Genomic DNA, 13,856 nt, shown 5'->3' on the forward strand with positions numbered 1-13,856 from the left:
ATCGGCTCCGCAGGAGACGTGCTCTTGAGATCGCTGAAGGCCTTCGGCCTTATCGCAGCCTATCGGCAGCGGCTACAGAATGCCGTTCAATTTCAGACCTGACCGCCATGCCCGCACTGGAAACCCTGCAAGTCTTTCAAGCCCTGAACCGCTCGCCCAATGCTCGCCTGGAGCACAGCGCCGAGCTCGGTGACGGCCTGGCCGCAGCCTTGTGGAGCAACCATCACGACGCCCAGGACTACGAAGCGCCGAGCCATCACACCCTGTCGTGCTACATCGACGGCGGCACCGGGACCTTTCGCCGCGGCCAGCCGGGGACCAAGGGCGGTCCGGACAAGCTGTGCATCCTGCCCGCCGAACACCAGTCAGCCTGGGTGATCAATGGCGGGATCCGCCTGGCCCACCTGTATTTCAGCCCTGAGCAATTCGCCCTGGGCTGCGTGACCCTGCTGGACCGCGAACCCCGCGAGCTGCAATTGCAGGAAACCACCTTCCTCGACGACCCGCAGCAGGCCAGGCGCTTTCGGCAACTGATCCAGCTGAACTGGGACGAACCCGGTGAGCGCCTGCTGACCAGCAGCCTGGCCCACGAGATGCTCAGCCACGCCCTGCTGACCCAGGTCGGCCAGCGCCAGGGCCTGCGCCTCAAGGGCGGGCTGGCGGCGCATCAGCGCCGGCAACTGGTGGAGTACATCGACAGCCAGTTGGCCGAGCCGATCAGCCTGGGGCAACTGGCCGCGCGCTGCGCCTTGTCGGAATACCACTTCGCGCGGATGTTCCGCGCAAGCTTCGGCCTGCCGCCCCATCAATACCTGCTGGCGCGACGCCTGAAGCATGCCCGCGACCTGCTGCGCGGCACCCGCCTGCCCCTGGGCGAGATTGCCCTGGCCTGCGGCTTCGCCAGCGCCAGCCACTTCACCAACCGCTTTCGCCAGGCCCTGGGCGGCACGCCCGGGGAGTATCGCCAGGCGTTTCTGGGCTGAGCGCAACCGTCAGTTACAGCGCGTCGCCTTTATCGCGAGCAAGCTTCTCCTACAGAAAATGAACGCTGCTTCTGTAGGAGCGAAGCTTGCTCGCGATGGCGATGTGTCAGGCAAACCCGGTCCCCAACTTATTGCAGCAGCACCCGCGTCACCCGGTCTTCCAGGGCCTTGATCTGCGCGCCGTCGGCGCGGTAGTTGTTCGACAGCATCACCAGCACCAACCGGCGGCCATCGGCCGCGCGCAAGTAACCGGACAGCGACGACACGCCCTGCATCGAGCCGGTCTTGGCGTGCAGGTTATCCACAGCCCCGGTGCCTTGCAGGCGATAACGCAGGGTGCCGCCGGTCATGCGCTGGGCATCGCCGGCCACCGGCAGCGCCGCGTACCAGGTGGCGAACCAGGGCTGCTTGCGCGCCACCAGCAGCAGGTCGCTGAGGCTCTGGCTGGAAATCTGGTTGCGCCGCGACAGCCCGGAACCGTCCACCTGCACCAACCCCTGCGGGCTCAGGCCCTGGCGTCGCAGGAAGCCCTCGATGGCCGCCACCCCGGCAGCGGCGGTGCCGGCATTGGCGGTCTTGCGGCCCATGGCCTTGAGCAGCACCTCGGACATGTTGTTGTTCGACAGCTTGAGCAAGGGCGTGATCAGGCCCGCCAGCGGCATCGACGAGTGGCTGGCCAGCACCCGGGCGGCGGGCGCCGTGGGCTGGCCGAGGCGCACCTGGCCCTGCACCGTCACTCCCTGCTCGGCCAGGGCCTGCTGGAACACGTCCGCCACCAGGCGGGTCGGCTCCCACACGCTGACCCAGTTGCGCCGCGACTGCCCCGGCGGCAAGGCGCCGCTGACCAGCAGCAGGTTGCTGCCATGCTCACGGCCGACCTGCAGGCTGTCCGCCGCCCCGACCCGCCCCTGATTGCGCAGGCCCATCAGCCGGTTTTCCGGGCTGACGCGAACCGCCAGCGGCGCTCCCGGCACCGTCGGTGCGGTTACCGCAACCAGTACGCTGCCGGCGTCAAAGTCATCGTTGGGGGAGATATTGAGCGCGGAAATCTGCGCCGCGTAATACAGGCTTTCATCGTCGCTGGCCCAATCGACACCGAGCCGCTGATCATCGAAAGCGGTGTCGTCGAGCACCAGGTCACCCGCGACCTGACGAATGCCGGTACGCGCCACCGCCGCCGCCAGCGCCTGATAATCCTTGGCCTGCATGCTCGGGTCGCCGGAGCCGCGCAGGTAGAGATTGCCGTGCAGGCGCTCGCCCTGCTGCGCGCCGTCGCCCAGTACCTCGGTGGCGAAACGGTAGTCGGGGCCGAGGACGTCCAGCGCGGCGGCGGTGGTCAGCAGCTTGAGGCTCGAAGCCGGGATCAGGCGGCTGTCGGGGTTGTGCTGATACAAGGCCGCACCGCTCTCGGCATCGCGCACCGTCAGCGATACCGTGGCGCCCTGGAGCGCCGGGTCGGCCAGGACCTGATCCAGGTTGGCGGCGTACCGGGCGCCGGGATGGCTGGCGCAAGCCGCCAGCGACAAGGCCAGGAACAATCCCAGCCCGCGAGTGTAAAAACGATGTACTGAACCCATGAGAAAGGTATTTCCTTGATGACCTCGAACCCACCGCCGACAGCCTTGCGGCTGTGGCGGGCGCCCAGATAACGATTGGCGAGGGGCGCGTGTCAACGAACAATCGAAGCCGGCGCCTCAGGCCGGGCGTTGCGCAACGCTCATTGCGCCAACGCGGCCAGCGGACTGACCAGCAGCCCCAGCCCGGCCGCCAGCAATGCCAGGCGCGGCTGATAGGGCAACAACAGCACCAGCGACAAGGCGCTGAGCATCAAGGCCGCGCACCACTGCACCAGGCCAAAAGCCCAGCCAGCCGCCGCGATCGCCGCCCACAGCGAACCCGCCAGCAGCAACCAGCCGCCGAGGCGCAGGCCACTGCGGCGCCGGGCCGTGGGTTTGTAGCCCAGGAGTTCGGCGTGGTGACGGTCCATCGACAGGCACAACCCGGCAAAACCGGGGTAACACAGCAGCAGCGCCAGGAGCATTCAGTTCACCTCGGTTTCAAGGGCGGCCCGTCGCGAGCGGGCGGCAACGGCAGGCTGGGCGACAGGACGCGACATCTTCCAGGCCGCCCAGGCCAGGAACAGCCCCGCCGCCAGGCAGGTCAGGTCGAACCCGGCCCGGACCCAGTCGCCGTGCACCAGGAAACCATCCAGCACATCGGGCACCGTCAGCGCATCGAGCAGCGGCACACTGGCCAGCAGCAACGCCGCCGCGCCCAACTGCTCGACCCAGGCCTTGCGCCCGCGACGCAGTGCGGCGTGCAGCAGGCTCAGGCCCCAGACGATAAAGAAGCTGTTCACTTCCCAGTCCGCCCGCCCGGCGAGGCTCACCGGCAATAGACGGTTGGCCCAGAAGAAGGCGGCGACAGCCAGCACCAGGCCGGACATGCTGGCGATGTTCAGCACTTCCACCAGCCGCAACTCGAAGGGCGTCACGCCGCTCTTGGCATGCTTGAGCTGGCGCTTGCCGAGCCAGATCACCAGCCCGGTGCCGATCATCGCGGTGGCGGCCAGGCCGCAGATAAAGTACAGCCAGCGCAGCAGCGGCCCGGCGAAGAGGCCCATGTGCAGCCCGTAGAAACCGCCTCGGATAGCAACGATCGACGACTGCGGCGGGGCAACCTGCAGCAGCTTGCCACTGACGCCGTCGAACGAAACCGCACTGCCAAAATCGCGAACCACCTGGTCGCCACCGTGGCGCATGACATTCACCGAGGCATTGGCATCCCCGGGATTGTTCACCGTGATACGCCCCACGCGGCCGCCCGGCCACTGCTCGCGGGCCTGCTGCAACAGCGGTTCGAGCTGCACCAGCGGCGCCGGCCGGCCCGCGGCCGGTGCGTTGCTGGTGGCGGGAAACGCTTCATTGAACAGTGCCCGGCTGTCTTCGCCGTAGGTGGCCAGGATGCTCGCCGGCATGACCATCGACATGAAGATCACCAGGCTGCTGTAGGTGATCATCAGGTGGAACGGCAGCACCAGCACACCCACCGCGTTGTGCCCGTCGAGCCAGGAGCGCTGGCCCTTGCGAGGGCGGAAGGTGAAGAAGTCCTTGAAGATTTTCTTGTGGATGATGATGCCGCTGATCAAGGCGACGAACATCAGCATGGCCGCCGCGGTGGACAGCCAGCGGCCCCAGGGATAGGGCATCTGCAACTGGAAATGGAAGCGGTAGAAGAATTCGCCGCCGCGGGTATCGCGGACCTGCAGCTCGGCGCCGGTGGCCGGGTCCAGCAGTTTCTGGGTGAAGGCGCCGCGCTCGCCGGGCTTGCCCGGAAATTGCCACATCACCGACAACACCGGCTCGCGGGCATCGGGCAAGTTGATGAACCAGCGCGAGGCGCCTTGGGCGTGCTGCTGCAAGTAGCTCTGGGCGAGGATCACGCTGGTCTCGTTGCTGACCGAGCGCGACGGCACTTCGGGCTGCATCCAATGACTGATTTCATCCTTGAAATAGGCCAGGGTGCCGGTCAGGAAAATCGCCAGCAGCAGCCAGCCGAATACCAGTCCGACCCAAGTGTGCAACCAGGCCATGGACTGGCGAAATCCCTCCTTCATGAGAGATTCATCCAATACGCCAACGCAGAAATCGCCGCCAATACCAGCGCCGGCAGCAGCAACCCGAACCAGGCCTGCCAGGCCGTGCGGCAGGCGAAGCACCAGAGCACCGCCACCAGGTAGAACAGGAAGGACGCCATCATGCCGCCGAATACCGCATCGGCGCGGGACACAGGGAGCAGCAGGGTCAGGCAAATGCTGGACAACGCCGCCAGCAGGTAACCGCCAAACACCGCGGCCAGCACCCGCGAAGTCACGGCCAGACGATAGGAAAAAGGGATCGCAGCAACTTTGCTTTTCATGTTTCGACCTTGAAACCAGGACAGCCCGGCATTGGCAAATACCTCACGCGGGCTCAAGTCGGCGCAATATTAATGATAAATATTCTCATGTGCAAAAAATCACCAATCCACCGAGGGCTCTTCCGTCGGTCCGGGTTGATTGCCCAATGCCATGTCAGGCCACTACAATGCGAACAATTCTTGTTCTCTTAAGCATTTTCATGCTGCCGGAGCGTTCGGCTTGGCTCACTCCTCTACCGTCGAAGTCCTCTATCACGCCCATCACAGCTGGCTGAACGGCTGGTTGCGGCGCCGACTCGGCTGCCCCGACAGCGCCGCCGATCTGGCCCAGGACACTTTCATGCGGGTGCTCAGCGCCCGGGAAACGCCGTCGATCGTCGAGCCACGGGCGTTCCTCACCACCATCGCCAAACGGGTGCTGTGCAACCACTACCGGCGCCAGGACCTGGAACGGGCCTACCTCGACACGCTGGCGCAGATGCCGGAACTGCTGGCGCCGTCCGAGGAGGACAAGGCGATCATCCTGCAGACCCTGATGGAGCTGGACCAGTTGCTCGACGGTTTGCCGCGCCTGGTGAAACACGCGTTCCTGCTGGCCCAGGTCGATGGCCTGAAACACGGCGAGATCGCCCGCGAACTGGGGATCTCCATCGCCACGGTCAAGCGCCACCTGCACAAGGCAGCCCTGCGCTGCTACTTCGCCCTGTGAACGCTGCACTCCCCCGCCCGCCGGACATCGGCGCCCAGGTCGCCGAACAGGCCGTGCACTGGCTGCTCGAAATGCAGGCGGGGCCGCTCAGCCCGCGCCAGCAACTGGCCTGGCAGCAGTGGCACGACGCCCACAGCGAACATCAACGGGCCTGGGAACATATCCAGCGGGTCAATTCGCGGCTGCGCGGCCTGTCTTCGCCCCTGGCCCATGCCGCGCTCAACGCGCCGAAGTCCTCCAGCCGGCGCCAGGCGCTGAAGCTGCTGCTGATCCTCGGCGCCGGTTCCGCCGCGGCCTGGGGCTTGCGCGAACACAATCCGCTGACCCCGCTGATGGCCGACTACCGCAGCCCGGTGGGCCAGCGGCGCACGCTGCAACTGAGCGACGGCAGCCAGCTGCAGCTCAATACCGACAGTGCGGTGGACGTGAGTTTCGATGGCCAGCAACGGCTGATCCGGCTGTTGGCCGGGGAGATCCTGCTGACCGCCGCGGCCGACCGCCGGCCGCTGCTGATCCAGAGCGCCCACGGCCTGCTGCGCCCACAAGGCGCACGCTTGAACCTGCGCCAGTTCAGCCAGCGCACCCAGCTGGCGGTGTTCGAGGGCAACGTCAGCCTCAGCCCGTCGGATTATTCGGCAGCGCCATTGCAGGTAAGCAAGGGGCAACAATTGAGCTTCACCCGCAGCGCCTGGGACAACCCGCGGCCGCTGGACGCCGGCAGCGGCGCCTGGAGCGAGGGCATGCTGGTGGCCGCCCATATGCGCCTGGCGGACTTCCTCGACGAATTGGGCCGTTACCGTCGCGGCCAGCTCAACTGCGATCCACGGGTCGCCGACCTGCTGATCTCCGGCAGTTACCCACTGGACGACAGCGAACGGATCCTCGACCTGCTGGAAATCAGCCTGCCGGTGAAGGTCCGGCGCTTCACCCGTTATTGGGTCACAGTCGAGGCCCGCGCCTGAACCTGTAGCCGCTGCCGCAGGCTGCGATAAGGCCCGAAGGACCTTCGAGGACCTCAAGAGCACGTCCCCTTCGGGGCCGATCGCAGCCTGCGGCAGCGGCTACCAATCGGCACCGATTCAAGGTTTTTTCCGACGCGCAGATTTTTTTTCATTTTGTGTGAGCCGTTTTCCAGCACTCGCGTGACAGAGAAGGAAAGCCCCCTTGACTGCAACCTTCTCAGGATCGATGTCCATGCCCCAGCGCCCCACTCGCCTTACGCCCCTTGCCCGTACCCTGCGCCAGTTGCTGCTGGGCGCCAGCCTGAGCTTTTCCGCCCTGCCGCTGGCCATCGCCGCCGACGGCCCGACGCGCGATTACCACATCGCGGCGGCGTCGCTGGAAAACGCCCTGAACCAGTTCGGCCGTGAAGCCGGGGTGCTGATTTCCTTCGGCTCCCAGGTCACCAGCGGCGTGCAAAGCCAGGGCCTGGAAGGCCGCTACACCACCGAAGAAGGTCTGAATACCCTGCTCAAGGGCACCGGCTTGCAAGCCCGCGCCGAAGGCGGCAATGCCTTCAGCCTGCAACCGGTGAGCGCCGAGGGCGCACCGGCGGCCCTGGAGCTGGGCGCCTCCAGCGTGGTCGGCGACTGGCTGGGCGACGCGGCGCAGACCAACGTCTTCGAGCATCCAGGTGCGCGGGACGTGATCCGCCGCGAAGAATTCGAACGCCAGGGCGCGACCCAGGCCCGCGACGTGCTCAACCGCATCCCCGGGGTCAACGCCCCGGAAAACAACGGCACCGGCAGCCACGACATGGCGCTAAACTTCGGCATTCGCGGGCTCAACCCGCGCTTGGCCTCGCGCTCCACGGTCCTGATGGATGGCATTCCTGTGCCCTTCGCGCCCTATGGCCAGCCGCAGCTGTCCTTCGCCCCGGTCAGCATGGGCAACATGGACGCCGTGGACGTGGTGCGTGGCGGCGGCGCGGTGCGTTACGGGCCGCAGAACGTCGGCGGCATCGTCAACTTCGTGACCCGCGCCATTCCCGATGCACCCACGGTCAAGGGCGGCTTCCAGACCGAGACCAGCCCGTCCTCCAGCCACGACGGTTTCAAGACCACCGGCAACCTGCTGGCCGGCGGCACCGCCGACAACGGCCTGGGCGGCGCCCTGCTGTACTCCGGCAGCCGTGGCGGTGATTGGCGCGAACACAGCGACACGCAAATCGACGACCTGATCCTCAAGGGCCATTACCAGCTCGACGACGCCAACAGCTTCAACGCCATGGCCCAGTACTACGAGGGCGAGGCCGACATGCCCGGCGGCCTGAACGTCGCCGACTACAAGGCCGATCCCTATCAGTCGACCCGCCCGTACGACAAGTTCTGGGGCCGCCGCACGCTGATCAACTTCGGTTATCGCTACCAGGAAGATCGTCGCGAATTCACCGTCAACAGCTTCTTCACCAAGACCCTGCGCAGCGGCTACCTGGACCAGGGCAGCTTCCTGTCGCTGTCGCCGCGCGAATACTGGGTGCGCGGCATCGAAACCCGCTTCGCCCAAGGCTTCGACCTCGGGCCGACCAGCCATGAGCTGGGCATCGGCTACCGCTACATCAACGAGGCCGGCCACGAGCTGCGCTACCGCACGCCGACCAGCACCAACCAGCAACTGCCCAGCACCAGCAGCCGCAACGACCGCGATACCCGCGGCGGCACCGAGGCCAATGCATTCTTCGTCGACGACCGCATCGACATCGGCAAGTGGACCCTCACCCCGGGCATCCGCTACGAGATGATCGAGTCCCAGCAGACCAACAACCTGACCAACGTCAAATACAAGGGCGACTACAACACCGCGCTGCCGGCGCTGAACGTGATGTACCACCTGACCGACAGCTGGAACCTCTACGCCAACACCGAGGGTTCGTTCGGCAGCGTGCAGTACAGCCAGATGCCCAACCGCGTGAGCAGCGGCGAAGTGAAACCGGAGAAGGCCCGCACCTGGGAACTGGGCACCCGCTATGACGACGGCAGCCTGCGGGCGGAGATCGGCGCATTCCTGATCAACTTCGACAACCAGTACGACAGCAACCAGACCAACGACTCGGTGATCGCCCGTGGCGAAACCCGTCACCAGGGCATCGAGACCAGCGTCAATTACGCGCTGGACGGCCTGAGCCCGGCGCTGGCCGGTTTCGATCTGTACGCCACCTACGCCTATGTCGACGCCACCATTCGGGAAGACGGGCCGAACAAGGGCAACCGCGTGCCGTTCTCGTCCAAGCACAAAGGCACCCTCGGCATCGGCTACACCGAAGGCCCGTGGAAGCTGAACTTCGACAGCAGCTATCAGAGCAGCCAGTTCGCCGACAATGCCAACACCTGGGCCGAAAGCGCCGACGGCAGCACCGGGCGGATTCCCGGCTACATGCTGTTCAGCAGCCGCGCCGCCTACGACTTCGGCCCGCAACTGTCGGACCTGAGCGTGGCGGTCGGGGTGAAGAACATCTTCAACCACCAGTACTTCACCCGCTCGTTCGACGACAACAACAAAGGCAAGTACGTGGGCGAACCGCGGACCCTGTACGTACAGACCTCCGTGGCGTTCTGATCCACGGCATCGCCTGGCAGTAGGAGCGAAGCTTGCTCGCGATAGCGTCCGGCCTGACACACCGCGCCGCCTTCATCGCTGGCAAGTCGGATCGCCGCCCGCTCGCTCCTGCAGAAACGTGGCGCACAAAAAAGGGCCTGCAATTGCAGGCCCTGTCTGTGGAGAAATCAGCCATCAGCTATTGAGCGCGGCCTGTTCGTTTTCCAGGAATTCCTCTTCAAGCAAGGCGTCGGCCTGGCCTTCGCGGGCGCTTGGCGCTGCCGCGGCGCGCTTGTTGCGCAACCGGCCGAACAGGTGTTCCAGGGAATTCTCCAGCTTGGTGGCCGCTCCTTCGATGGCCAGTTCCAGGGATTCGGCTTTGTGGGTCACGGAAATCGGTTGATGGCCTTTTGGCCGCGCCTCCAGTTGGCAGCGTAAATCGTGGGGACCGGGCTTGTCGCCGTTCTCGTCCCGCAGGTGAACCTCGACTCGGGTCAGGTCCTCCTCGTAGCGTTCGAGCGTGCTCTCAATGGTAGTACGTACCCACTCCTCCAGTCGGATGCTGCTTTGAATATGGTTATCGCTATTGACCTGGATTTGCATAGTTCTTCCCTTATTTCAGCTAGCTCGCGAGAGGAACCGCGTGCCCCTGAGGGCGTACTTTTTGCGGCCTCTTGGTTACAGAGTTGGGCAGAGCGCGGAACAATTCAAGCCCTTAAAAAAGATAAATATCTATTCGCAAATAAAGCCGGACAAGGAGCAAAAGCGCTGTTAATGTCGGGAGTTAGGTCGCCCCTGTCCCTGGCCTTTTTCACTCATAACTGCCCCTCTCCCAGAGGGTGCTGGCTGCGAAAAATCCCCGCCTCCTCCACCAGCCAGTCGTGCACCGCGCGCACGCCCGGATGGCTCAGCGCACCCGGCGCATACAGCAGCACATAACGCTTGTGATTGGGCACCGCGAGGCCGAACGGCACGATCAGGGTGCCGCGCTCCAGTTCGTCGTTGAGCAGGGTACGCCGGGCAATCGCCACCCCCATCCCGGCGATCGCCGCCTCGATGGTCAGGTGATTGCGATTGAAGGTGTGCCCGCGCCGCACATCCGCGCCCTCGCAGCCGATGGCATTGAGATAGAACTCCCACTCCGCGTACTCATAGCTGCCGCGCCAGGCGGTGATGTCGTGCAGCAACGGGAAATGCACCAGGTCCGCCGGGCCGTGCAACGGTGGCCGCCCGCGCAACAGGCCCGGGGCACAGACCGGAAAGATCTGTTCATCCAGCAGGGCTGTGGATAACAGCCCCGGATAGCTGCCGTCGTTGAGGTCGATGGCCAGGTCGAAATCGCCTTCGTGCAAGGCCACGCTGCTGTCCTCGGCCACCAGCCGCAGCTGAATGTCCGGAAAACGCTGCTGCAGCCGGGGCAAACGCGGGGTCAGCCATTTGCCGAGAAACGACGGGATCGAGCGCAGGCGCAAGGTGCCGCTGATCATCCCGGCATCCAGCCGGCGCAATTCGGCGTCGATGCTGCCGTAGGCCTCGTTCACCGTAATCGCCAGCCGCTGCCCCTCGGCGCTCAGCTCCACCCCACGGGCGCGCCGATGAAACAGGCGAAAGCCGAGCCGCTCTTCCAGCAGGCGGATCTGCTGGCTGACCGCCCCCGGGGTGATGTGCAGTTCTTCCGCGCAACGGGTGAACGACAAGTGCCGCGCGGCACAGGAAAACACATGCAGCCAGACGTAGGTCTGGGCATGAAACTGACGACTCATCGTTTAGTCCTGCTAAAGGCTGTCTTAGGAAAATTCGTTGGTCAGTCTTGACCGAGCTAGGCAGTATCGCCGACCTAACGCTCGGCCTACAAAAAATGGCAGCGATTTCTCTTCCATTGCTTGTAAGGCTTTAGCATGGCTATCAGTGTTTTCGATCTCTTCAAAGTCGGTATCGGTCCATCCAGCTCCCACACCGTCGGCCCGATGCGCGCCGCCGCGACCTTCGCCCAGGGGCTGTTTGAGCAAGGGTTGCAGGAGCAGGTGCAGCGGGTGGAAATCCGCCTGTACGGCTCCTTGTCCGCCACCGGCGTCGGCCACGCCACCGACCGCGCCTGCGTCATGGGCCTGATGGGCGAATGGCCCGACAGCATCGACCCGCGCAGCATCGGCCCGCGCATCCAGCAACTGCGTGAAAGCGGCGAGTTGAGCCTCGGCGGTCGCTCGACCATCGCCTTCGACTGGCAGCGCGACCTGCTGCTGCTCGACGAGAGCCTGCCCTACCACCCCAATGCCATGTCGCTGTCGGCCTTCGGCGCGGACGGTCTGCTATGGCGGCAGACCTACTACTCGGTGGGCGGCGGTTTTATCGTCGAGGAAGCCGAAGTGGCCGAAGGCGCCCCGACGGCCAACGGCGTCGAACTGCCCTACGACTTCAACAGCGCGGTGGAACTCCTGGCCCTGTGCCAACAGCACCAGTTGCGAGTCTCGGAACTGATGATGGCCAACGAACGGGCCTGGCGTAGCGACGCACAAATCCGCAGCGGCCTGCTGCACATCTGGTCGGTGATGCGCGAATGCGTCGAGCAGGGCCTGCGCCACGAAGGCACCCTGCCCGGCGGCCTGGATGTGCCGCGCCGCGCGGCCAAGCTGCATCGCAACCTGCTGGAAATCGGCAAGCCCAACGTCATCAGCTCGACCCTGTCGGCCATGGAGTGGGTCAACCTGTTCGCCCTGGCGGTGAACGAGGAAAACGCCGCCGGCGGGCGCATGGTGACGGCGCCGACCAACGGCGCGGCGGGGATCATCCCGGCGGTGCTGCATTACTACATGAAGTTCAACCCCGAAGCGTCGGACGACGACGTGGTCGACTTCTTCCTCGGTGCCGCCGCGGTGGGCATCCTCTGCAAGAAAAACGCCTCGATCTCCGGCGCCGAAGTCGGCTGCCAGGGCGAGGTGGGCTCCGCCTGCGCCATGGCCGCCGCCGGCCTGGCCGAGGTGCTTGGGGCTACCCCGGAGCAACTGGAAAACGCCGCCGAAATCGGCCTGGAACATAACCTCGGCCTGACCTGCGACCCGGTCGGCGGCCTGGTGCAGGTGCCTTGCATCGAGCGCAACGCGATCGCCGCGGTGAAAGCGATCAACGCCACCCAGATGGCCCTGCGCGGCGACGGTAAACACTTCATTTCCCTGGACCGGGTGATCCGCACCATGCGCGATACCGGCGCCGACATGCACGACAAATACAAAGAAACTTCACGGGGCGGCCTGGCCGTGAGTTGGGTGGAGTGCTGAGGAGCGCTCCCTGACTGTCCGCCCCACGTGAGCCCGAGCAAAAATAATAACGAGGCGATACCGATGACCGATGTACGAACACCCGCTGCCGAAAACCCTGCCGTAGAAACTGCCCGCGACACCACGACCGCCAGCCAGGGCTGGAGCAAGCACGACACCACCTGGATGCTCGGCCTGTACGGCACCGCCATCGGCGCCGGCACCCTGTTCCTGCCGATCAACGCCGGGGTCGGCGGCTTCTGGCCGCTGATCGTGCTGGCGCTGCTGGCCTTCCCGATGACCTTCTTCGCCCACCGCGGGCTGACCCGCTTCGTGCTGTCCGGGCGCTCCGGCGACATCACCGAAGTGGTGGAAGAGCACTTCGGCATCGGCGCCGGCAAGCTGATCACCCTGCTCTACTTCTTCGCCATCTTCCCGATCCTGCTGGTGTACAGCGTGGCGCTGACCAACACCCTGGGCAGCTTCATGGAGCACCAGTTGCACATGACCCCGCCGCCACGGGCGATCCTGTCGCTGGTGCTGATCCTCGGCCTGATGGCCATCGTGCGCTGCGGCCAGGGCGTGATCGTGCGGGCCATGAGCGTGCTGGTCTATCCCTTTGTCGCCGCGCTGTTGCTGCTGGCCCTCAGCCTGATCCCGAACTGGAACGGCGCCTTCTTCGCCTCGGCCAATGACGGCATGTCCATGCCGCTATTCCTCAAGACCCTGTGGCTGGCGATCCCGGTGATGGTGTTCTCGTTCAACCATTCGCCGATCATCTCGGCCTTTGCCGTCGACCAGAAGCGCCACTACGGCGCCCAGGCCGAAGGCAAGAGCAGCGGCATCCTCGCCGTGGCCCACGGCATGATGGTGCTGACGGTGATGTTCTTCTGCTTCAGCTGCGTGCTGGCCCTGTCGCCGGCCGACCTGGCCGCGGCCAAGGCGCAGAACATCTCGATCCTGTCGTACCTGGCCAACCACTTCCAGACGCCGGTGATCGCCTATGCGGCGCCGCTGATCGCGCTGGTGGCCATCACCAAATCCTTCCTCGGCCACTACATCGGCGCCAGCGAAGGTTTCCAGGGGCTGATCGTGAAAAGCCTGCGCAGCCGCGGCCGGAGCCTGTCGTCGCGCTGGCTGGAGCGTTGCACCGCGCTGTTCATGGTCCTCACCTGCTGGGCCGTGGCCACCTTCAACCCGAGCATCCTCGGCATGATCGAAACCCTGGGCGGACCGGTGATCGCCTGCCTGCTGTTCCTGATGCCGATGTACGCGATCCGGCGGGTGCCATCGCTGCGCCAGTATTCGGGCCAGCTGTCGAATCTGTTCGTGGTGCTGATCGGTCTGATCGCACTGTCAGCGATCATTTATTCGTTCATGCCCTGAAACGGGTAGCCAAAGAAAAACGGACCTTTTGGTCCGTTTTTTTTCGCCCCCGGGTTTATTGGTCGGCGCTTT

12 protein-coding genes are annotated in these 13,856 nt (G+C 65.1%); 6 read left to right on the plus strand and 6 right to left on the minus strand.

Annotated features, from left to right (window positions below; translation table 11 throughout):
- Positions 1-107 precede the first annotated feature (107 nt).
- A complete protein-coding gene (locus BM019_RS07420) occupies positions 108-983 on the plus strand; it encodes a helix-turn-helix domain-containing protein (RefSeq protein ID WP_092417952.1) in 876 nt (291 codons plus the stop codon).
- Between the two features lie 128 nt (positions 984-1,111).
- Here BM019_RS07420 and dacB read toward each other — a convergent pair whose 3' ends face one another.
- The 4 genes from dacB to BM019_RS07440 all read right to left on the minus strand — a co-directional run bounded on the left by dacB (position 1,112) and on the right by BM019_RS07440 (position 4,901).
- Positions 1,112-2,560: a D-alanyl-D-alanine carboxypeptidase/D-alanyl-D-alanine endopeptidase gene (gene dacB / locus BM019_RS07425; RefSeq protein ID WP_092417953.1), complete on the minus strand. Its 1,449-nt coding sequence runs from the start codon at positions 2,558-2,560 to the stop codon at positions 1,112-1,114.
- A gap of 140 nt (positions 2,561-2,700) precedes the next feature.
- Positions 2,701-3,024 carry a DUF3325 domain-containing protein gene (locus BM019_RS07430; RefSeq protein WP_007929380.1) on the minus strand — a complete coding sequence of 108 codons (324 nt, stop codon included), beginning with the start codon at positions 3,022-3,024 and terminating at the stop codon, positions 2,701-2,703.
- Positions 3,025-4,599, minus strand: coding sequence for a PepSY-associated TM helix domain-containing protein (locus BM019_RS07435; protein ID WP_092417954.1), 1,575 nt, complete (start codon positions 4,597-4,599; stop codon positions 3,025-3,027).
- Positions 4,596-4,901: a DUF3649 domain-containing protein gene (locus BM019_RS07440; protein WP_053260044.1), complete on the minus strand. Its 306-nt coding sequence runs from the start codon at positions 4,899-4,901 to the stop codon at positions 4,596-4,598. The genes BM019_RS07435 and BM019_RS07440 overlap by 4 nt, the downstream gene beginning before the upstream one ends.
- 220 nt (positions 4,902-5,121) lie before the next feature.
- Between BM019_RS07440 and BM019_RS07445 the strand changes: the two genes are divergently transcribed.
- From BM019_RS07445 to fecA, 3 genes are all read left to right on the plus strand, one after another.
- A complete protein-coding gene (locus BM019_RS07445; RefSeq protein WP_092417955.1) occupies positions 5,122-5,610 on the plus strand; it encodes a sigma-70 family RNA polymerase sigma factor in 489 nt (162 codons plus the stop codon).
- A complete protein-coding gene (locus BM019_RS07450) occupies positions 5,607-6,572 on the plus strand; it encodes a FecR domain-containing protein (RefSeq protein ID WP_092417956.1) in 966 nt (321 codons plus the stop codon). The genes BM019_RS07445 and BM019_RS07450 overlap by 4 nt, the downstream gene beginning before the upstream one ends.
- A gap of 232 nt (positions 6,573-6,804) precedes the next feature.
- Positions 6,805-9,165, plus strand: a complete 2,361-nt coding sequence (gene fecA / locus BM019_RS07455) for a TonB-dependent Fe(3+) dicitrate receptor FecA (protein ID WP_092417957.1) — start codon at positions 6,805-6,807, stop codon at positions 9,163-9,165.
- Positions 9,166-9,339: 174 nt separating this feature from the next.
- On the opposite strand, the gene BM019_RS07460 is transcribed toward fecA, so the two are convergent.
- Together BM019_RS07460 and BM019_RS07465 are read right to left on the minus strand one after the other, a co-directional pair.
- On the minus strand, positions 9,340-9,747 hold the full coding sequence (locus BM019_RS07460) for an HPF/RaiA family ribosome-associated protein (protein ID WP_007932409.1): 408 nt from the start codon (positions 9,745-9,747) through the stop codon (positions 9,340-9,342).
- Positions 9,748-9,959: 212 nt separating this feature from the next.
- Entirely contained in the window at positions 9,960-10,907 is a 948-nt protein-coding gene (locus tag BM019_RS07465; RefSeq protein WP_009042241.1) for a LysR substrate-binding domain-containing protein, read from the minus strand.
- 135 nt (positions 10,908-11,042) lie between these two features.
- Between BM019_RS07465 and BM019_RS07470 the strand changes: the two genes are divergently transcribed.
- Positions 11,043-12,419: an L-serine ammonia-lyase gene (locus tag BM019_RS07470; protein ID WP_092417958.1), complete on the plus strand. Its 1,377-nt coding sequence runs from the start codon at positions 11,043-11,045 to the stop codon at positions 12,417-12,419.
- Positions 12,420-12,482: 63 nt separating this feature from the next.
- Positions 12,483-13,784, plus strand: a complete 1,302-nt coding sequence (locus BM019_RS07475; protein WP_053259686.1) for a serine/threonine transporter — start codon at positions 12,483-12,485, stop codon at positions 13,782-13,784.
- Positions 13,785-13,856: the final 72 nt, after the last annotated feature.

Origin of the sequence: Pseudomonas sp. NFPP07, from assembly GCF_900115645.1 — a bacterium.
Lineage (GTDB): Bacteria > Pseudomonadota > Gammaproteobacteria > Pseudomonadales > Pseudomonadaceae > Aquipseudomonas > Aquipseudomonas chlororaphis.